Genomic DNA, 20,781 nt, shown 5'->3' on the forward strand with positions numbered 1-20,781 from the left:
GGTGACCCGGCGCCTGGGTGACGACATCACGTTCGTCATCCACATCCCTTTGTCGATCGATCTGTTGCTCGACCTCAGGCTCGACAAGCAGCGGTTTGTGGTCTCCGGAGACATCGCGTTGCGCGCCGCGGCCCGCACCGCCGAGCCCCTTCTCCTGCGCATCCTGGCCGGTGTCGACGGTGAGATCCGTCGCTTCGTCGCCGAGGAAATCGACTCACCGCAGTCGCAAGCCGCGCAAGTCTCGATGTGGCCCACCAATTGGCGCAGGCCTGGCCCTAGCAAGCCGGCCGCACGCGCAGGTCGGGTTTATATGTTCGGCGGAGACGGGTATGCCAGTGCAACGCCCGTGACCGTCTCACTAGGAGCGACAACCCTTGGCTCGAGTAGATGTTTCGGTGTCGTCGGATGTGGATCCGGAGACCGTCTGGAAGCTCGCGTCCGACCTGCGCCGATTCGATGAATGGATGACGATTTTCGGCGGCTGGTGCGGACCGGTCCCGTCGACGATCAAGAAGGGCACCCGCGTCTCGTCGTGCATCAAGGTCAAGGGTTTCCGCAACATCGTTCACTGGGAAGTCACGCGCTATGACGAGCCTAAATCGATTGAGCTGCAAGGCCGCGGCCGGGGTGGGATCCGGATCACGGTCGCGATGACGATCACCCGAAGAGATTCCGGATCGGATCTTCACCTCACCGCCGACCTGAGGGGCGGTCTGCTCAGTGGGCCGGTGGGCGGGCTGGTCGCCAGGGTCCTCCGGTCAGATGTGCGCAAGTCGGTGAACAACCTCGCCGCCCTGCGATAGCCGGGTTACCGCGCTGCGCGATTCACGGACCAGGCGCGTTCGGCGTCGCGGATCCGCCTGCGGTCCATGGCAAGCCACGACAGACCGGCGCCGAAGGCCAGCAATCCGATGATCGCGGCGGCAACGCCTGCGCCGGCCTCCCCGAGCGCGAAGTTGGTCACGCAGACCACGAACGCCACGGCGGCCACCGCGACGACGACGAGCCCGGGCGAGCGCTCCGAAGGGCCGTGTGCCGACTCGGCCCGATCATGGTCGACACGGCGCCGCGCGATCTGCCTCATGAGCGTCTCCTCAAAAGTCACTTTCGTTCCACCGCTTCGCTGCGGCTACCCGAAACAGCATCTGAGCAAACGACTTCGGTCTGCGAGAGGCGAAACTCCGCCGCCGATGGCGAAAGCCGTTGCGCTTCCACTCTTTGTATTCGACAGTCTCAGGCGGCCGGCCGTTGCGCCCGTGCTGCGGTGAGATGTCTTTTCGGTGAAGGCGCTTGCGGCCGAGCTGTTCGAGCGCGCGCTGGAACGGGCCGACGAGGGGCCGAAATTACCCCAAGGCGCTTGGATTAATTGAACTCTATCGGGAAGAAATGCGCGCCCCCGGCCTTGGCGGGCCGTGCGGCCGCCGGTAATAGATGCCGACGGGCAAAAGCCGCCTCGGCACGGATCGTCATTGCCGCAACTGCAAATCCGGTCCCTGAGGGTCGCAGTGACTTTGGGCGTAACCTTCTGGAAAGCGCAGCTAGGCCGGGTCGCGCGGCCGCAATCGGCGAGTCGGACGGGTCTCGATGGCGTTGATTGTCAGGGCGCGGCGGCTGATCCGCCAGCCCTGGTCGGTCAGCTGGTAATCGTCGTCGTAGCGCAGGTGCCAAACCACGTCGATCACCTCATCGGCGCGCCGACTCCAGTGGTGCGCGATGCACGCGACGCGCCCGCTGGCGGTGCCGGGCCGGGCGGCGGTGTCATAGACCTCGCCGACAATGGCGTGCTCGGTGCGGGTGACGGCGGCGACGGCGGCAACCGCGGCGCCGATGGCGTCGTGGCCGCGGTGGGAGTGGAGGGGTTCCAGCGCGGCCGGCGGCTCGGGCACCATCAGCTCGGCCGTATCGGTGAAAAGCTTTGCCACGGCATCGAATTGACCGTCATCGACGTTGGCTGCGTACCGGTGCACCAAATCGCTGAGGGCCGCGCGGTCGGTTGCTGAAAGGCTCACGATGGATCACGAGCTCAATGAAAGCCGTTGCGCACAGGCCGACACGATGTCCTTGGCCTCCTCGATGTCGGCGGTCGGCGGCATTGACAACACGATCCGGTCGGCCCCCTGCTCGATGAGGCCGCCCGCGCGCTCGGCCTCGATCTTGGTGACCGCGTGGCCCAGCGACACCTCCAATGCGGCCGGGTCGCGGCCCGCGGATGACGCCTCTTCGCGCATCAGCGCGATCAGCGACGCGAGTTGCGGACCGGCGACGCCGAGCGGCTGCAGGCCGTCCCCCAAGCGCCCCGCCCGGCGGGCCGCCGCCCGGCTATGGCCGCCAATGTGGATCCCAAGCCGTTCCCCGGCAACGGGTTTGGGATAGCTCATGACGTCTTCGAAGTCGAAGAACTCGCCGTGATGCGACGCTCCCTGAGGGTTGTCGGCCCACAGCGCCCGCAACACGGTCAGCTGCTCGTCGGCGCGCCTGCCCCGGCTGTCGAATGCCGCGCCGCACGCCTGCAGTTCTTCCTTGAGCCAGCCCACACCCACGCACAGCCGCAGTCGTCCGCCCGAGAGCGCGTCGACGGTCGCCGCGCGTTTGGCGAGTACCACCGGGTGGTGGTTGGGGAGTACCAGCACGCCGGTGGCCAACCCCAGCCGGCTGGTGTGGCCGGCCAGGAAGGCGAGCACATCGAGCGGGTCAGGGATGGGGCAGTCGGCCGCCAGCCCGACTCGCCCGGAGCTGTCGTAGGGGTACACGCTGTCGTAGCGGGTGACCAGAACGGTGTGCTCGACGACCACGATCGATTCGAAGCCGCACCCCTCGAGGTGGCGCGCGAAAGCCACCATCCACTCGGGATCCGCGGTGACACCGTCGGCGACGGGGGCCAGAACCGCCACTTTTACGGAAGCCTTCATGGCACCCGAAGCTAACAGGTGGCACTCAGGTCGGAGGCGCGATCGCCTCGCGGACGGCCTCGGCCAGCGCGGCGGCCCGCCGATCGGTGAAGACGTCCTCGAGCAGCACGGGTCGGCCGTCGGGGCCGGTCAGTGGGACCCGCCAGTTGGGGTATTCGTCGGTGGTGCCTGGCTGGTTCTGGGTCCGCCGGTCACCGACCGCGTCAGTCAGTGCCACTCCCAAGAGCCGCGACGGCGTTCGGCCCAGATACCGGTACAGGGCGAGAATGACGTGTTCCGGGCCGTCGTCGCCGTCGCCCAGCAGGCCGACCCGGCGCAGCTCGGCCATCCAGGCCGCCAGCTCGGCCCGGTCGGACTCGAGCTCGGCCTCCACCGGCTGGGTCAGCAACCCCAGGGACTCCCGCAGCCGCACATGGTCGCCGGCCAGGTAACCGGCCGTCGGCGGCAGATCGTGGGTGGTGACCGAGGACAGGCAGTATTCGCGCCAGCGCTCGGCCGGCAGCGGCCCGCCGTTTCCGTCGCGATCCAACTCGAACCACAGGATCGAGGTGCCCAGCACGCCGCGTAATAAGAGGTAGTCGCGCACCCACGGTTCGACGGTGCCGAGGTCTTCGCCGACGACGAGCGCCCCGGCCCGGTGCGCTTCCAGGGCGACGATGCCGATCATCGCTTCGTGGCCGTAGCGCACGTAGGTGCCCTGGGTGGGCGGTGCGCCCTGCGGGATCCACCACAGCCGGAACAACCCGATGATGTGGTCGATGCGGACGCCGCCGGCGTGCCGCAGGACGGCCCGGATCAGCGCCCGAAAGGGTCGGTATTCCTGCTCGTCCAGCCGGTCCGGACGCCACGGCGGCTGTGACCAGTCTTGGCCGAGTTGGTTGAACTCGTCCGGTGGCGCACCGGCCGTCACGCCCAGCGCCATCACATCCTGCAGGGCCCAGGCGTCGGCGCCGTTGGGGTGCACCCCGACGGCCAGGTCGTGCATGACGCCCAACGCCATCCCGGCCCGTATCGCCTGCGATTGCGCCGAGGCGAGTTGCTCGTCGAGTTGCCACTGCAACCAGCGGTGGAAATCGATGGGATCCGAATTCCGTTCGACGAAGCCCTCGACACCGGCCGCGCCGGGATGCTGCAGCGACTCCGGCCAGCGATGCCAATCGCTGCCGTATTCTTCGGCCAGCGCGCACCAGGTGGCGAAGTCGTCGAGCGCGCGGCCCTCGCGGTCGCGGAACGCGGCGTAGGCCAGCTCACGACCCGCCGACCGCGGCACCCGATGCAGCAGCCTGAGCGCGGCGCGCTTGGCCGCCCACGCGCCGTCGCGGTCGATGGCGTCGAGTTGGCCGGCCCGCTGTTGGACGTCCGAGCGCAGCCGGCGCACCCGGCCCCGCTTGGTCAGCTCGGCGTACTCCGGGATCGCCTCCACGCGAAGGTAGAGCGGGTTGAAGAAGCGGCGCGATGTCGGCAGGTACGGCGACGGCTCCATCGGGCTCGCCGGACCGGAAGGCGCCGCCGCGTGCAGGGGATTGACCAGCACGTAGTCGGCGCCATGGCGGGACGCCGACCATACCGCGAGGTCGCTTAGGTCGGTGAGGTCGCCGACGCCCCACGACTGCCGGGACCGCACGCTGTAGAGCTGTGCCGCCAGACCCCACGCGCGGCGCGCGCCGAGCTGCTCCGGCAGCCCCAGCCAGTCGGGCGTGACGATCAGGGCGGTGCTCGTCTCGGAGTCGCCGGACCGCAAGTGCACGCGGTGGTAGCCCAGCGGCAGGTGCGCGGGCAGGACGAAGCTGGCCTCGCCGATCCAGCGCCCGTCCAGGTCGAATGGCTGCGTGAAGTTGTCGACCTGCTGCACCGCGCCGCGCACCGTGCCGTCCTCGAGCTGCAACCACACCTCGGCGGAATCGCCGTGGGTCACATGCACCCAGAATCGAATCTGCTCACCGGTGCGCCCGACGATGGTCGCCGGCATCGGGCGCTCCCAATACGACCGCCGTTGCGCGGTCAGGGCGACGTTGCGCTCTTGTTCGGTGCCCGCCGCGACACCCAGCGCGGCGAGCACCGCCACCAGCGTGTCCTCGGGCGCGAGCACCCGCCGGCCGGTCCAGTCGTCGTACTCGGTGGCGATGCCGAAACGGCGGGCGAGTTCGACCAGCGAGGGCGCGAGCTCAGTCATGTCGCCCATCTTGCTTCAGAAACCCATCGTGCTGGCGAGAAGCCACCCGGCGCGGCCAGGCCACCGAAGCGTGTGACCGGAAGCGGATCGGGCACCTCATTGCCGTGCAGGACGGCGAAGGTGGCCGTTCGACAGGACTAGTCGGCCATCCCCGGTTAACATGCCCAGTGAAGAGGGAAGAATCCAGCCGGGGGATGAGTGGGGAACAGCAAAAGTGCCAGCGCAGCCACTGGCACGGTTCGCGACAGTCACGACCCGAAAGCGGCCGGATTCGTCTACGCAGCGAGATTGAAATACAAATGAACGCGCACGGCGACGCGTGGCGGGGTCCGTGCGGGTCCCTTACGGTTGTCACTGATTGTCGGAGTATTTCGCGCTGCGGATATTTTCATGGACAATATCCAGGCGTTCTAGCAGACCGGATGGTGAAATAACGTGGCGGAAGAGAGTCGCGGGCAGCGGGGGTCGGGGTACGGCCTCGGGTTGTCGACCCGGACCCAGGTGACCGGCTATCAATTCCTGGCTCGCCGAACCGCGATGGCGCTGACCCGCTGGCGGGTCCGCATGGAGATCGAGCCCGGGCGGCGTCAGACGCTCGCCCTCGTGGCCTCGGTTTCCGCCGGGTTGGTGATCTGCCTGGGTGCGCTGCTTTGGTCCTTCATCAGCCCGTCCGGCCAGATCAACGACTCGCCGATCATCGCCGACCGCGACTCCGGCGCCCTCTACGTCCGCGTGGGCGACAAGTTGTACCCGGCGCTGAATCTGGCATCGGCGCGGCTGATCACCGGGAGGCCGGACAACCCGCACCTGGTCCGGTCGAGCCAAATCGCGAACCTGCCGCGCGGGCCCCTGGTGGGCATCCCGGGTGCACCCTCGAACTTCGCCCCCAAGACGCCGGCCGCGTCGTCGTGGCTGGTGTGCGACACGGTCGGCTCCACCGGCGTCGGGGCGCCATCCGGGGTGACGGTCACGGTGATCGACGGCACCCCGGACCTCAGCGGCCACCGGCAGGTCCTGAACGGGTCGGACGCCGTGGTGCTGCGATACGGCGACGACGCGTGGGTGGTCCGGCAGGGGCGCCGGTCGAAGATCGACGCGATGAACCGATCGGTGTTGTTGCCGCTGGGTTTGACCCCCGAGCAGGTCAGCATGGCAAAGCCCATGAGCCGCGCCCTATACGACGCGCTGCCCGTGGGACCCGAACTGACGGTGCCGGAAATACCGAACGCGGGCACCCCGGCTACGTTCGCGGGGGCGCCCGGCCCGGTGGGGACGGTGATCGTCACACCGCAAATCAGTGGGCCGCAACAGTATTCGCTGGTGTTGGCCGATGGGGTGCAGACGCTGCCGCCGTTGGTGGCGCAGATCCTGCAGAACGCCGGCGGCCCCGGGAACAACAAGCCGGTGACGGTGGAACCGTCGGCCCTGGCGAAGATGCCGGTGGTCAACAAGCTGGACCTGTCGTCGTATCCCGACAACCCGTTGAACGTGATGGACATCCGCGAGAACCCGGCGACCTGCTGGTGGTGGCAGAAGACCTCCGGTGAGAACCGGGCCCGTATCCAGGTCGTGTCCGGGTCGACCATTCCCGTCGCGGGCAAGGAAATGAGCAAGGTCGTGTCACTGGTGAAGGCCGACACCACCGGCCGCGAAGCCGACCAGGTGTACTTCGGCCCCGATCACGCCAACTTCGTGGCCGTCACCGGCAACGATCCGGGCGCCAAGACCACGGAATCGCTGTGGTGGCTGACCGACGCCGGCGCGCGGTTCGGGGTGGACGACACCCGCGAGGCCCGCGAGGCGCTCGGTTTGAAGACCGCACCGGGCTTGGCGCCGTGGGTGGCGCTACGGCTGCTGCCACAAGGCCCGACCCTGTCACGGGCGGATGCCTTGGTGGAGCACGACACCTTACCGACGGACATGTCCCCTGCAGAGTTGGTGGTACCCCGATGAAACGTGGATTTGCGCGCCCGACAGCGGAAAAGCCCCCGGTTATCAAGCCGGAGAACATTGTTCTACCGACCCCGCTGAGCATTCCGCCGCCCGAGGGCAAGCCCTGGTGGATCGTGGTGGTCGGCGTCGTCGTGATCGGCCTGCTGGGCGGGATGATCGCCATGACCTTCGCCAGTGGCTCGCACGTGTTCGGCGGCGTCGGAGCGATCTTCCCGATCTTCATGATCGGCGGGATGGCGATGATGATGTTCGGCGGCCGGTTCGGCGGCCAGCAGCAGATGAGCCGGCCGAAGCTGGACGCGATGCGCGCCCAGTTCATGTTGATGCTCGACATGCTGCGCGAGACGGCCCACGAGTCGGCCGACAGCATGGACGCCAACTACCGCTGGTTCCACCCGGCGCCCGACACGCTGCCCGCCGCCGTGGGCTCGTCGCGGATGTGGGAGCGCAAGCCGGACGGCAAGGACCTCAACTTTGGTGTCGTTCGGGTCGGCGTGGGCATGACGCGTCCCGAGGTGACCTGGGGCGAGCCCCAGAACATGCCGACCGACATCGAGCTCGAACCGGTGACAGGTAAGGCGCTTCAGGAATTCGGCCGCTACCAAAGCGTCGTCTACAACCTGCCGAAGATGATTTCCCTGCTGGTCGAACCCTGGTACTCGCTGATCGGGGAGCGCGAGCAGGTGGTGGGACTGATGCGGGCGATCGTCTGCCAGCTGGCGTTCTCCCACGGCCCCGACCACGTGCAGATGGTCGTGGTCAGTTCCGAATTGGAGCAATGGGAGTGGGTGAAGTGGCTGCCGCACTTCGGTGACCCGCGACGTCACGATGCGGCGGGTAACGCGCGGATGGTCTACAGCTCGGTGCGGGAGTTCGCCGCGGAGCAAGCCGAATTGTTCGCCGGCCGTGGGTCTTTCACGCCCCGGCACGCCAGCTCGTCGGCGCAGACCCCCACGCCGCACACCGTGATCATCGCCGATGTCGCTGATCCGCAATGGGAGTTCGTCATCAGCGCCGAAGGCATCGACGGCGTGACGTTCTTCGACCTGACGGGTGCATCGATGTGGGCGTCCGTGCCGGAGCGCACGTTGTCATTCGACGCAAGGGGCGTGATCGAAGCGCTGCCCCGCGACCGCGACACCTGGATGGTCATCGACGAAAAACCGTGGTTCTTCGCCCTCACCGACCACCTCAGCATCGAGGAATCGGAGGAGTTCGCGCAGAAGCTGGCGCGCTGGCGGCTGGCCGAGGCGTACGAAGAGATCGGTCAGCGGGTGGCCCACATCGGTGCCCGGGACGTCTTGGCGTACTACGGCATCGACGATCCGGCCGACATCGACTTCGACTCGCTGTGGGGCAGCCGCACCGATGCGATGGGCCGGTCGCGGCTGCGCGCCCCGTTCGGGAATCGTTCCGACAACGGCGAATTGCTGTTCTTGGATATGAAGTCGCTGGACGAAGGCGGCGACGGCCCGCACGGGGTCATGTCCGGGACGACCGGTTCGGGTAAGTCGACGCTGGTGCGAACCGTGATCGAATCGCTGATGCTCGGCCACCCGCCCGACGAGCTGCAGTTCGTGTTGGCCGACCTCAAGGGTGGCTCGGCGGTCAAGCCCTTCGCCGGTGTGCCGCACGTGTCGCGCATCATCACCGACCTGGAAGAGGACCAGGCGCTGATGGAGCGCTTCCTGGACGCGCTGTGGGGCGAAATCGCCCGCCGGAAGACGATATGCGACAGCGCCGGGGTCGACGACGCCAAGGAATACAACAGCGTGCGCCTCAGGATGCGGGCCCGCGGCCAGGACATGCCGCCGCTGCCGATGCTGGTGGTGGTCATCGACGAGTTCTACGAGTGGTTCCGCATCATGCCGACCGCGGTCGACGTTCTGGACTCGATCGGCCGTCAGGGCCGCGCCTACTGGATCCACCTGATGATGGCGTCGCAGACGATTGAAAGCCGGGCCGAAAAACTCATGGAGAACATGGGTTACCGGTTGGTGCTGAAGGCGCGTACCGCCGGGGCGGCGCAGGCGGCCGGCGTGCCTAATGCGGTGAACCTGCCCGCCCAGGCCGGTCTGGGTTACTTCCGTAGGAGCCTCGAGGACATCGTCCGATTCCAGGCCGAGTTCCTGTGGCGGGACTACATCTCCCCCGGGCTCACCATCGACGGCGAGGTGGCCCCGGCGCTGGTGCACAGCATCGATTACGTTCGCCCGCAACTGTTCACCAACTCGTTCACCCCACTCGAGGTGACCGTTGGGGGACCGGACCTCGATTCGATCCACTCGAATGGCTCGAACGGTGAAGTGCTCGAGGTGACGGACGCCGATGGCGAGGACGAGGGAATCAGGACGCCAAAGGTCGGCACGGAGATCATTGATCAGCTGCGCAGGATCGACTTCGAGCCCTACCGGTTGTGGCAGCCGCCGCTGAGCGAGCCCGTCGCGATCGACGAGCTGGTCGATCGGTTCATCGGCCACCCCTGGCAGCAGGACTACGGCACCGAGCAGAACCTGGTGTTCCCGATCGGGATCATCGACCGCCCGTTCAAGCACGACCAGCCACCGTGGACGGTGGACACCTCGGGGCCCGGCGCCAACGTCCTGATTCTGGGGGCCGGCGGTTCGGGTAAGACCACGGCGCTGCAGACGCTGATCTGCTCGGCCGCGCTGACCCACACGCCGGAGCAGGTCCAGTTCTACTGCCTGGCCTACAGCGGCACCGCGCTGACCACGATCGCCCGTCTGCCCCACGTGGGCGAGGTGGCCGGACCGACCGATCCGTACGGCGTGCGCCGCACGGTAGCCGAGCTGCTGGCGCTGGTTCGCGAGCGCAAGCGCAGCTTCCTCGAATACGGAATCGCCTCGATGGAGGTGTTCCGGCGCCGCAAGTTCGGCGGTGAGGCCGGCCCGGTGCCGAACGATGGCTTCGGCGACGTCTATCTGGTGATCGACAACTACCGGGCACTGGCCGAGGAAAACGAGGTGCTGATCGAGCAGGTGAACGTGATCATCAACCAGGGTCCCTCGTTCGGGGTGCACGTCGTGGTCAGCGCCGACCGCGAATCGGAGCTGCGGCCGCCGGTGCGTAGCGGTTTCGGTTCCCGGATCGAGTTGCGCCTGGCGGCGGTGGAGGACGCCAAGTTGGTGCGTTCCCGGTTCGCCAAGGAAGTTCCGGTCAAACCTGGGCGCGGCATGGTCGCGGTCAACTACGTCCGACTGGACGCCGACCCGCAGGCCGGCCTGCACACGCTGGTGGCCCGGCCCGCGCTGGGCAGCACGAGTGACAACGTGTTCGCATCCGACAGCATCATCGAGGCGGTCAGCCGGCTGGCGAGCGGCCAGGCGCCCCCGATCCGCCGGCTGCCCGCGCGGTTCGGCGTGGAGCAGGTGCGAGAATTGGCCGCGCGCGACAGCCGCCAGGGCGTTGGTGCCGGCGGAATCACCTGGGCCATATCGGAATTGGATCTGGCGCCGGTCTACCTTAATTTCGCCGAGAACGCCCACGTGATGGTGACGGGCCGACGCGAATGTGGCCGCACCACGACGCTGGCGACCATCATGTCGGAAATCGGCCGGATCTACGCGCCCGGTGCCAGCAGCGCGCCGCCGCCACCGCCCGGGCGGCCCTCCGCTCAGGTGTGGCTGGTCGACCCGCGTCGCCAGCTGCTGACGGTGCTGGGCTCGGAGTACGTGGAGAAATTCGCCTACAACCTCGACGGCGTGCAGGCGATGATGAACGACATGTCCGCCCTCCTGGCCAGCCGCGAACCACCGCCCGGCTTGTCGGCGGAAGAGTTGTTGGCGCACTCCTGGTGGAGCGGTCCGGAGATCTTCCTGATCGTCGACGACATCCAGCAGATGCCGGCAGGTTTCGATTCGCCGCTGCACAAGGCCGCCGCCTGGGTGACCAGGGCGGCCGATGTGGGGTTGCACGTGTTCGTCACCCGTACATTCGGTGGCTGGTCGTCGGCGGGCAGCGACCCGATGCTGCGGGCACTGCACCAGGCGAACGCGCCGCTGCTGGTGATGGACGCCGACCCCGACGAGGGCTTCATCCGCGGCAAGATGAAGGGCGGCCCGCTGCCCCGTGGCCGAGGCCTGCTGATGGCCGAGGACACCGGCGTGTTCGTCCAGGTGGCGGCCACAGAGTTCCGCAAGTAGGGGCGGCTACCGCTGCGCCGGAGTTGGCGGCGCTAACCCCAGCGCAGCGGTAATTCCTTGAGCGCGAACGTCTTTGACGGGAACTTGATCTCGGGCAGGTAACCCTCGGGCAGTTCGAAATCGGGAATCTGCTTGAGCCATTCGGCGACGATGATCGTCAGTTCGATGCGCGCCAGGTGAGAACCCAGGCAGCGGTGCGGCCCGCCGCCAAACCCCCAGTGCCGGTGCACCTTACCGTCCATGACCAGCTCATCGGTGGACACCGCGTCGGTGCCGTCGCGGTTCACCGCGGCCATGCACAACCGCACCGGCGTGCCCGCGGGCAGCGTCATGCCGCCCACGGTCACTACCTCGGTCGTCACGCGGGGTGCCACCGGCGCCGACGGCTCCAGTCGCACGATCTCTTCGATGAAGACCCTGATCTTCCTGGGATTGTCGCGCAGCTCAGCGCGCAGCTGCGGTCTGCGCGCGAGTTCGAACAGGGAGAATCCGATCGCCGCGGTCACCGTGTCCAGGCCCGCCAGGATCAGCAGGTGGCTCATGCCGAGCAACTCGAGATCGCTGAAGTCGCCCTCGCCGGTCATCACTTGGGACAACATGTCGGAGCCCGGGTTTTGACGGCGCTGCTGGATCGCGTCGGTGAGATACGCCAAGAGCTCGTGCGCCTTCTCGAAGTCGGCGTTCGTCATATAGGGCTTGTCGCCGATGACGGCGTCTTTCCAATCGATGACACGGTCACGATCCTCGACCGGCATACCGTAGAGGTCGAGGAAAACCTGGAAGGGATACAGCCGGGCGAAGTCCGCCATCGCCTCGCACTTGCCTTGTTCGGCAAGCGCGGCGATCATCTCGGCGGCGTGGCGCTGCAGCACTGGCCGGGACTTACTCAGTCCCTGCGGGCTGAAGTATGGCTGCAGGATCTTGCGGTAGCGGGTGTGCTCCGGCGGGTCGAACGCCAGGGGCACCACCGGCAACGGGCTGCCCGGGGGTTGCAGCGCCAGTCGGGATGAGAAAACCTTGGTATCGCGCAGGGCGGCGAGCACGTCCTCGCGACGGGTCAGGTAATAGTGGCCGTTCATGAACACCACCGGCCCGGCGTCGCGCAGCGTCTTCCAGCCGACCCCACGGTCGGCGGCCATCGGTAACTTGGTGTATTCAAGCCGCGGCAGGTGAAAGGTGCCCGGCTGGCCTTCGCCGAGAGTGCTCATGCGCTCTGATCTCCGCTTGTCCGTTCGATTTTCGTGCTTGTCGTCTTGGTGCCGACGCGGCCAGGCCTGCTCGGATCCTTTCGTCACCGGCTTCGGGTGGCACACCAATATCGCACGTGGGACAAAGCGGCACCAATCGTGTCGGCCGCGATCGGCAACCATCTCCTAGACTTTTTCGAGCGGCTAATCTACGTAATCGATTGTCGGGTCCGTTCCGGGTTTTCCCCGAAGCCGTCGAAGAAGGAAACCTTGTGAAGGTTCGTCTAGAAAAGTCCAGATGCGTGGGCCATGCCCAGTGCTACGCCGTCGATCCAAACCTGTTCCCGATCGACGAGTCCGGCTATTCGACACTCGAAGAGCGCGGGGTGAGGCCCGAGGATGAACAGTTGACTCGCGACGGCGTGGCCTCCTGCCCGGAGATGGCGCTGATCCTTGAAGACGACTAGCGGCACAGCAACCTGAACCGCTGGGCAAACGAAAGGTGAACATTTGGTTGTCTCCGATGAACCTTGGCTGGCCGGGAATGAATATTCGTTGGCCTGGAATGAACAATTGGCATCGTCGGTCGGCGTGCCAGCTATGAGCAACTAATGTCATTCGCGAGCGGCAGTTCAAGCACCAACGAGCTGTCGCTCGGTTGCTGATAGCCGGGTAGTCGAGGCGGATTGTGCATGTCGTTCCTGACCAGAAGTCCAGGCATTCTAGGTGGCGCAGCACCTATTCGGGCGCAGGGGACAGGCGCGACACCATGACGGCTCCCCGTCGACTGGGTTTGCTGGTCAACAAGGTTGTGACCACGCCCACCATGGCTTGTACCTGACCGCTGCGATCGCCACCGCGATCGACGCCAACTGAGGAGGACACGGTGTTCGACTTCGGAGCGTTACCGCCCGAAATCAATTCCGGTCGGATATATGCGGGCCCGGGAGCCCAGTCGATGATGGTCGCCGCGACGGCCTGGGACGAGCTGGCGTCGGAGTTGGGCACAGCGGCCAGTGGCTACAACTCGGTGATCACCGAGCTCACCAGCGCGCCCTGGGTGGGGCCCTCGTCGACGGCGATGGTTTCCGCCGTCGTCCCGTACGTGAGCTGGCTCGGCACGGCGGCCGGCCTGGCCGAGGACAGCGCCAGCCAGGCCCGGGCGGCCGCGGCGGCGTTTGAGGCGGCGTTTGCGATGACGGTGCCGCCGCCGGTGATCGTGGCCAACCGGGTGCTGTTGGGGACGCTCGTCGCGACCAATTTCTTCGGGCAGAACACGCCGGCGATCATGGCCACCGAGGCCCAGTACATGGAAATGTGGGCCCAAGACGCCGCCGCCATGTACGGCTATGCCGCGTCATCGGCGGCAGCCACCGTGTTGACCCCGTACCAATCACCGCCCAACACCACCACCCCCGACGCCCCGGCCCAACAGGGCGCTGCCGTCGCCCAGGCCGCCGCCCAGCCGTCCGGGCAGGCGGCGGCGCAGGCGGTCCAGGCAGCGTCGATCCCTCAGACGTTGCAGCAACTGGCGCTGCAGCAACTGTCGAGTTATACCTTCACGAACTGGCCGTTCTCAATGATTCAGAACCAATTACAGAGTTTGCTCACCTCTGGGCTTCCCACCCCGACCAACAACTGGTTCGGGCTTGCTCCCGGTCAGTTCAACACGATGAGGCAGACCCTGCAGGCGTATTTCGGGGTGGGTCTCGGAAACTTCGGTTGGTCGATAGGACAGCAGCTGACCTTCGGCCCCGGTGGTGCGACGGCCGGTGCCGGTGGTGCCTGGTTCCCGACCCCGCAATTCGCCGGCCTGCACCTGGGCGCCGTGGGCGGTCTTGGAGGCGTACACCCCGCCGGCGCCGTTTCGGCGAGCGCGGGCGAGGCCGGCAGGGTCGGGATGCTGTCGGTTCCGTCGAACTGGACCAACCCGACGGCGGAGGCAACCCTCGTCAGCGCCGTGTCGGAAGAGACTCCCGCGAACGCCGGTGCGAACGCTGTGCCAGGAAACGGCCTGCTGCGCGGCATGCCGATGGGCAGCGTAGGTCGGCGCAGCGCGGGCTATGGCTACACCAACAAATACGGGTTCCGCTACAGCGTGCTGACACGCCCGCCGTCGGCCGGATGATGAGAGGCGACGAGCATGACCTTCCAGGTGGCAGACCCGCTCAGGATCGCCCGAAAATGAACAACAGTTGTCCACCAATGAACAATTGGCGCTAAGGAGGCGCGACCCGGCGGGATCAAATTAGTCTCACTAGCAAGCCATGTCTGAAGTGAAACTTCAACAGCAAAAGCATTCCCTTGAAGGTCATCGAGCCCGAAGGTTGAGGAGGAAAACCCAAATGTCGTTTGTGACTACGCAGCCAGAAGCGTTGGCGGCGGCGGCAGGCAGTTTGCAGGGTATTGGCTCGGCGTTGAGCGCCCAGAATGCCGCCGCGGCGGCCCCGACGACCGGGGTGGTGCCCGCGGCCGCGGATGAGGTATCAGCGCTCACCGCGGCCCAGTTCGCCGCGCACGCCCAGATGTACCAGGCCGTCAGCGCTCAGGCTTCGGCAATTCACGAAATGTTCGTCAACACCCTGGGCATCAGCTCGGGGTCGTACGCGGCGACCGAGGCGGCCAACGCGGCCGCGGCCGGCTAAGGGGTGCATTGTGAGTGATTTGAGTATGTTGCCTCCGGAGATCAGCTCCGCGCAGATCTATGCGGGTCCGGGTTCGGGGTCGTTGATGGCCGCGGCCTCGGCCTGGAACGGGGTCGCCGCCGAAATGAATTCGGCCGCGCTGGGCCTTGATCAGATGATCACCCAGCTGGCCGGCGAGGAGTGGCTGGGGCCGGCATCGGCGTCGATGGCTTCGGCGGCGCAGCCATACGTGCAATGGATGACGACCACCGCCGCTCAAGCCGAGGAGGCCGCCACCCAGGCTCAGTCGGCCGCGGCGGCCTACGAGACCGTGCTCGCCTCGGTGGTGCCCCCGCCGATGATCGCGGTCAATCGCGCCGAGTTGGGCCAGGCCATGGCGACGAACGTGTTGGGCCAAAACAACGGCATCATCGCGCAGCTGGAAGCCCAGTACCAGCAATTCTGGGCCCAGAACTCGATGGCGCTGATGAACTACGCGGGTCAGTCCGCCTCAGCGGCCAAGGTGACGCCGTTTCAACAGGCACCCGCGGTCGCCAATCCGGCTGCTGCCACCACCCAGGCAGCGGCGAACGCGGCCACCCCGGCCGCCTCGATCCAGCAGACCCTGCAGGGCTACCTCAGCCAGATCCAGAGCCAGTTGGGCGCCCTCTCCACGCCCGGCTCGACAATCTCGGCGGTGAACTCGTTCGGGACTAATAACCCGTTGACCGAACTCTGGTTCCTCTTCAGCGGGCAGACCAGCTTGCCCACCAACTTCGGCGGACTCATCAACGGCTACGCCCCGTACGCCAGCCTCTTCTACAACACCGAGGGTCTGCCGTACTTCAGCGTCGGTATGGGCAACTTCGGTGTCCAGATGGCCAAGACCCTGGGGGCGATCACTGGGCCGGCGGCTGCCGCGGCCGCTGTCCCCAAGGGCTTGCCCGGACTGGGCGGCCTCTTGGGCGGCGGCGCCGGCGCGGCGGCGCACCTGGGCAGCGCCACCTCGATCGGCAAGCTGTCGGTGCCGGCCTCGTGGACAGGGGCCCCGGCCGTCGCATCCCACACGGCCATACCGGTCAGCAGCGTCAGCGCGGCCCCGGAGGCCGCCGGGGGACCCGGAAACCTGTTGGGCGGCATGCCGCTGGCGGGGGTGGGCTCCGGTGCCGCCGGTGGTTCCGGTCCGAGGTACGGGTTCCGTCCCACCGTCATGGCGCGGCCACCTCTCGGCGGGTAGCTGCCTTCCAGCACAACCTGGCGTCGCGGGTGCGGGCAATTCTGCCTGCGCCCGCGACGGCGTTTTGACGTAAGGCCTGACCGGTGCCGATCCGGAGGTGCCAGCGCGGCGGGTCGGCCGATGTCCCCGGTCAAACCCGTGCCGCGTGATTCCGGAGCCGTCAGCGAATCACGGGCGCGTCAGGGAGGGCACTGGAAACGTGCGCCTTCCCGATGACGGGCCCCGGATCCGCTGACGCTCCTAGCAGCTGATAGCCCGCGGCTCCTGGACCACCACATCGGCGGCTTTATCTCCGGCCGGATTTTTACCCGCCTCGACCACTTTTGTCCCGCCGAGCTCCCCGGCAAATAGGCCGCGCGGGTGGAGGCGCCGCAAGCGCGCTCGGCGGGTCATCGACATATTTCTGCAGGTAGCAGGCGGTGTTTGCGAAGCGCGAACGGGCCGCAGATCGCGCCTCATTCGCTCTCAGGTCACCTGATGAGCCGGCGTGGGCCCGTGGAGCCGGCAACATCGCCCGGCGGCGATCAGGGATTGCGGGCTCTAGCGTCTCAAGCGAACAGGGTCGTAAACAGTCCTTTCGTCAATCCGAACTTGCGGAGAAAACATGTCGTTCGAGCCCGGTGGTTCGTAGGTGTCGGACTTCGGGGCGTTACCCCCAGAAATCAACTCGGCCCGGATGTATGCCGGTCCGGGTTCCGGCTCGATGGTGGCCGCGGCTTCGGCCTGGGATGGGCTGGCCACCGAGTTGAGCTTGACGGCGACCGGCTACACATCGGCGATCACCGAGTTGACCAGCGCGCCATGGCTGGGCCCGGCGTCGCGATCCATGGTGGCCGCTGCCACGCCATACATCTCCTGGCTCGGTGCCGCGGCGACGCTGGCCGAGGAGGCCGCCGATCGGGCCAGAGCCGCCGCGGCGGCCTTCGAAACCGCGTTTGCGATGACAGTGCCGCCACCGGTGATCACGGCCAACCGCGTGCAGCTGATGACCCTGGTCGCGACCAATTTCTTCGGGCAGAACTTTCCGGCGATCGCGGCCACCGAAGCGCAGTACGCCGAGATGTGGGCCCAAGACGCCACGGCGATGTACGGCTATGCGGGTGCCTCCGCGCTGGCCACGCAGTTAACCTCATTCAGCGAGCCCGCACAGACCACCAGCCAAGGCGGATTGGGCGCCCAGGCGGCGTCGGTCGCTCAGGCCATCGCCACGCCGGCGGGCACCAGCGCACCCGAAGCGGCCGCGGCGACTCCTGGACTGGCCCTGACGCCCGACGCGGTTTCAATCACGTCCATCTTCACGTCGATCAACCAAGCGCTGCAACAGCTTTCGTCGGGAGCCTTAGCTTCGCCGCTGAACCCGTACAACTGGTGGATCGTGCAGCAGTTCGCCAACCTCAACGTAACCCAACGGACTGCGTTGTCTCGTACCGTCGTGGGGCTCCCCTACTTCTCGACCGGGATGATGAGTTTCTTCGGCTCGATCGCACAGCAAACGGCGTTCGGCCCCGGCGGAACGACGGCCGGTGCGCAAGGCGCCTGGTACGCGACGCCGCAATTTGCCGGCCTGCACCTGGGCGCCGTGGGTGGCGGCCTCGGCGGCCATGGGGGGGTCTCGGCGAATTTGTCCTCGGCCACGAAGATCGGGGGGTTGTCAGTGCCACAGAGTTGGGCCGGCTCTCCCGGCCCGCTCGAGGAATCGGCCACTCAGGCGCTTGCCGTCGACTACGCCACCGACCCGCACGGCGAGCCCAACGGGCTGCTGCGCGGCATGCCCATGGGCTCGGGCACCGGCAGCCGACGGGCCGGCTCGGCCTGGCCGCCCCGCGAATATGGATTCAGGCGCAGCGTGCTCGCCCGCCCACCATCCGCCGGATAACGCGCAATGACCAACAGCAATCACAAGCGCGCAGCCATCCGACCGAACCTCATGCGATCCGGTGGGCGCCGACAAGCGCGTTATGGCAAAGGGCGACGAGTGATTCGACGTGCCTCGCAGCGAACCAACGTGATTCGAATGCAAGCTGCGTCGGTTTACCGGAGACGAGCCAATGAGTCTTATCTCGACGACCACTGAGAGGCGGCAACATGTCGGTGCTAGCAGCGGGGCCAGAGGAGCCGGCCGCGGCGATTCACGAGTCGTTCGTCAAGACCTGGGGCATCAGCTCCGGGGCGTATGCGGCTATCGAGGCGGCCAATGTGGCCGCGACTGATTAAGGAGTCAGGACATGGCAATCGATTTCGGTGCGTTACCGCCGGAGGTCAACTCGGCGCGCCTGTACGCCGGTGCGGGCTCGACACCGTTGGTGACAGCGGCCTCGGCCTGGAACTCGCTGGCCGCCGAGCTGAACGCGGCCGCCCTGGGATATGAGAACGTGGTGACACAGCTCGCCGGCGAGGAGTGGCTGGGGCCGGCCTCGGCGTCGATGGCCGCGGCGTTGCAACCGTATGTGGAGTGGGTGGGTACGACTGCCGCTCAGGCCGAGCAGGCGGCAACGCAGGCCACCTCGGCCGCGGCTGCGTACGAGGCCGCGTTCGCGTCGATAGTGCCCCCGCCGTTGATCGCGGCCAACCGTTCCGAGTTGGCGCAGGCGGTGTCGACCAACGTGCTGGGCCAAAACACCGGGGTCATCGCGCAGTTGGAAGCCCAGTACGCCCAATTCTGGGCCCAGGACGCCGCGACGATGTACAGCTATGCCGGCAACTCGGCGACGGCATCGAACGTCACGCCGTTCACCGCGTCGCCGACGGTCACCAGCCCCGCTGCTTCGCCCACGCAGGCCGCCGCGGTCAGCGCGGCCACGGGCACCTCGGTCGGCTCGGTCCAGAACGAGATCAATAGTGCGATCAGCCAGATCACCGCACAGCTGCAAAGTCTGGCGGCGCCGCTTTATGCGCCCTTCCAGCAGGAATGGAACTATCTTGCGTCCTCGTCGGGTCCGCTGTCGTGGCTGTGGCAGATCATGTTCGGGTCGCCGACATTCCCCAGCAGCAGCCTGTCGGCGTTCATGTCGGCGTGGTCGCCGTACGCGGGCGTCCTCTACAACACCGAGGGTCTGCCCTACTTCAGCATCGGCATGGCCAACTCCATGACCCAGACCGCGAAAACCGTGGGGGCGATCGGCGGAGCGGCGCCGGCGGCTGCCGCGGCCGCTGTCCCCAAAGGCTTACCGGGGCTCGGAGGGCTGCTCGGCGGCGGCGCCCCGCCCGTGGCGGCGCATTTGGGCAGCGCCACCTCGATCGGGAGGCTGTCGGTGCCAGCGTCATGGTCAGGGCCCGTTTCGGCACCCAGCCATGCCACGGCCATACCGGTCAGCAACGTCAGGGAGGCCCCCGACGTAGGAGCCGGGAACCTGCTCGGGGGCATGCCGCTTGCCGGGGCCGGCACGGGCGGGGGCGGAGCCGGACCCCGCTACGGATTCCGCCCGACCGTGATGGCCCGCCCACCCGCGGCCGGATAGCTTGGGGCCTCGCTGATGGTGGCGACACGTGACAGGCGCGGGCGCTCGTCGTCGGCTCGGGCACCGCATTTGCTCCAGCGCGATTTCGACGCGTCGGTGCTAAGCTCCATACGTGCTGGCCACCAGGCCTCTCGGAGCGACCATCCGGGGTCCACTCTCGCGGTTTGCTGTGACGGTCCTGTGAACGCCAGCCGTAGGGGCCGGGCGCTGTTACTGTGTCGTTACTAAAAGTGAATTCGCCGTGCTTTCCAGTGAACAATTGCAAACAGGTGGGCTCCGACTCAGCTTGAAACGCATGTTGTCATCTACTCTCTTGCACAGAGCAGTGCCGGAGGCAATCGAGGAGGGAAAAGTATGTCGTTCGTGACTACACAGCCGGAGGCTCTGGCCGCAGCCGCCGGGAGCCTTCAGGGTATCGGTTCGGCGCTGAGCGCCCAGAACGCAGCCGCGGCCGCCCCAACGACCGGGGTAGTACCGGCTGCAGCCGACGAGGTATCGGCGCTGACCGCGGCCCAGTTCGCCGCCCACGCGCAGATGTACCAGGCAGTCAGCGCCCAGGCCGCCGCGATTCACGAGCAGTTCGTGAACACTCTGGGGATTAGTTCGGGTTCGTACGCCGCGACCGAAGCCGCCAACGCGGCGGCCGCCGGCTGATCGAGTTCAGCGGTTAAGGGATGTCGGGTCTGACTGCTGCGCCGAAGCCCCGGGATCCGATGAGCGCTCGTCGACTCAAACGCCGCGGTTGGAGTTCGACGTCCGCACGTCGGGCAGTCGCCGGTCGCCCAAATGGGGGAAAGTCTTTCTGTATGTGGCTCGGTCGGTGCGCTAGCGCGTAACCGCTCGGCCAGCGTCACTCAACAACTGAAAACAAGTCACTCAGAATTAAGGAGAAAGCCAACATGGCAATTCGTTTTATGACTGACCCGCATCAGATGCGGGCGATGGCGGGCCGTTTTGAGGTCCACGCGCAGACCGTTGAGGACGAGGCTCGCAAGATGTGGTCGTCGTCGATGAACATCGCCGGTGCCGGCTGGAGTGGCCAGGCGCAGGCGACCTCCTACGACACCATGGGTCAGA

The 20,781-nt window shown here is 66.9% G+C and carries 16 protein-coding genes and 2 pseudogenes; 13 read left to right on the forward strand and 5 right to left on the reverse strand.

Features of this window, described 5'->3' with window-relative positions; all coding sequences use genetic code 11:
* Positions 1–279, forward strand: a pseudogene (locus JWP83_RS26345) (hypothetical protein); the annotation flags it as partial.
* A gap of 95 nt (positions 280–374) precedes the next feature.
* On the forward strand, positions 375–803 hold the full coding sequence (locus tag JWP83_RS26350) for an SRPBCC family protein (RefSeq protein ID WP_297737231.1): 429 nt from the start codon (positions 375–377) through the stop codon (positions 801–803).
* 5 nt (positions 804–808) lie between these two features.
* Here JWP83_RS26350 and JWP83_RS26355 read toward each other — a convergent pair whose 3' ends face one another.
* The 4 genes from JWP83_RS26355 to malQ form a co-directional block, all read right to left on the reverse strand.
* Positions 809–1,084, reverse strand: coding sequence for a LapA family protein (locus JWP83_RS26355; protein WP_297737234.1), 276 nt, complete (start codon positions 1,082–1,084; stop codon positions 809–811).
* Between the two features lie 454 nt (positions 1,085–1,538).
* On the reverse strand, positions 1,539–2,009 hold the full coding sequence (locus JWP83_RS26360; protein WP_297737237.1) for a nuclear transport factor 2 family protein: 471 nt from the start codon (positions 2,007–2,009) through the stop codon (positions 1,539–1,541).
* A 6-nt stretch (positions 2,010–2,015) separates the two neighbouring features.
* The gene (locus JWP83_RS26365) at positions 2,016–2,909 is read right to left on the reverse strand and encodes an LLM class F420-dependent oxidoreductase (protein ID WP_297737241.1); all 894 of its coding nucleotides are present in this window, start codon (positions 2,907–2,909) and stop codon (positions 2,016–2,018) included.
* Positions 2,910–2,934: 25 nt separating this feature from the next.
* Positions 2,935–5,082: a 4-alpha-glucanotransferase gene (gene malQ, locus JWP83_RS26370; protein WP_297737244.1), complete on the reverse strand. Its 2,148-nt coding sequence runs from the start codon at positions 5,080–5,082 to the stop codon at positions 2,935–2,937.
* A 435-nt stretch (positions 5,083–5,517) separates the two neighbouring features.
* Here malQ and eccB point away from each other — a divergent pair, with 435 nt between their 5' ends.
* Both eccB and eccCa read left to right on the forward strand, forming a co-directional pair.
* A complete protein-coding gene (eccB, locus tag JWP83_RS26375) occupies positions 5,518–7,035 on the forward strand; it encodes a type VII secretion protein EccB (RefSeq protein WP_297737247.1) in 1,518 nt (505 codons plus the stop codon).
* Positions 7,032–11,198 carry a type VII secretion protein EccCa gene (gene eccCa, locus JWP83_RS26380; protein ID WP_297737251.1) on the forward strand — a complete coding sequence of 1,389 codons (4,167 nt, stop codon included), beginning with the start codon at positions 7,032–7,034 and terminating at the stop codon, positions 11,196–11,198. Before eccB ends, eccCa begins: the two co-directional genes overlap by 4 nt.
* 32 nt (positions 11,199–11,230) lie before the next feature.
* Here the strand turns inward: eccCa and JWP83_RS26385 are convergent, their stop codons facing one another.
* Positions 11,231–12,406: a cytochrome P450 gene (locus JWP83_RS26385; protein ID WP_297737254.1), complete on the reverse strand. Its 1,176-nt coding sequence runs from the start codon at positions 12,404–12,406 to the stop codon at positions 11,231–11,233.
* A 251-nt stretch (positions 12,407–12,657) separates the two neighbouring features.
* Here JWP83_RS26385 and JWP83_RS26390 point away from each other — a divergent pair, with 251 nt between their 5' ends.
* The 9 genes and pseudogenes from JWP83_RS26390 to JWP83_RS26430 all read left to right on the forward strand — a co-directional run.
* Positions 12,658–12,852 carry a ferredoxin gene (locus JWP83_RS26390; RefSeq protein ID WP_297737257.1) on the forward strand — a complete coding sequence of 65 codons (195 nt, stop codon included), beginning with the start codon at positions 12,658–12,660 and terminating at the stop codon, positions 12,850–12,852.
* Positions 12,853–13,271: 419 nt separating this feature from the next.
* Positions 13,272–14,513 carry a PPE family protein gene (locus JWP83_RS26395; RefSeq protein ID WP_297737260.1) on the forward strand — a complete coding sequence of 414 codons (1,242 nt, stop codon included), beginning with the start codon at positions 13,272–13,274 and terminating at the stop codon, positions 14,511–14,513.
* Positions 14,514–14,730: 217 nt separating this feature from the next.
* On the forward strand, positions 14,731–15,030 hold the full coding sequence (locus JWP83_RS26400) for a PE family protein (RefSeq protein ID WP_297737263.1): 300 nt from the start codon (positions 14,731–14,733) through the stop codon (positions 15,028–15,030).
* Positions 15,031–15,055: 25 nt separating this feature from the next.
* Positions 15,056–16,246 carry a PPE family protein gene (locus JWP83_RS26405; protein ID WP_297737273.1) on the forward strand — a complete coding sequence of 397 codons (1,191 nt, stop codon included), beginning with the start codon at positions 15,056–15,058 and terminating at the stop codon, positions 16,244–16,246.
* A 631-nt stretch (positions 16,247–16,877) separates the two neighbouring features.
* Positions 16,878–18,122, forward strand: coding sequence for a PPE family protein (locus tag JWP83_RS26410; RefSeq protein ID WP_297737266.1), 1,245 nt, complete (start codon positions 16,878–16,880; stop codon positions 18,120–18,122).
* A 242-nt stretch (positions 18,123–18,364) separates the two neighbouring features.
* Positions 18,365–18,460, forward strand: a pseudogene (locus JWP83_RS26415) (PE family protein); the annotation flags it as partial.
* 17 nt (positions 18,461–18,477) lie between these two features.
* Positions 18,478–19,704, forward strand: a complete 1,227-nt coding sequence (locus JWP83_RS26420; RefSeq protein WP_297737276.1) for a PPE family protein — start codon at positions 18,478–18,480, stop codon at positions 19,702–19,704.
* A gap of 354 nt (positions 19,705–20,058) precedes the next feature.
* The gene (locus JWP83_RS26425; RefSeq protein WP_071511529.1) at positions 20,059–20,358 is read left to right on the forward strand and encodes a PE family protein; all 300 of its coding nucleotides are present in this window, start codon (positions 20,059–20,061) and stop codon (positions 20,356–20,358) included.
* 245 nt (positions 20,359–20,603) lie between these two features.
* The coding region (locus JWP83_RS26430) for a WXG100 family type VII secretion target (protein WP_297737279.1) at positions 20,604–20,781 on the forward strand (178 nt) is incomplete at its 3' end.

The sequence above is a fragment of the Mycobacterium sp. genome, from assembly GCF_025965855.1.
Taxonomy (GTDB): domain Bacteria; phylum Actinomycetota; class Actinomycetes; order Mycobacteriales; family Mycobacteriaceae; genus Mycobacterium.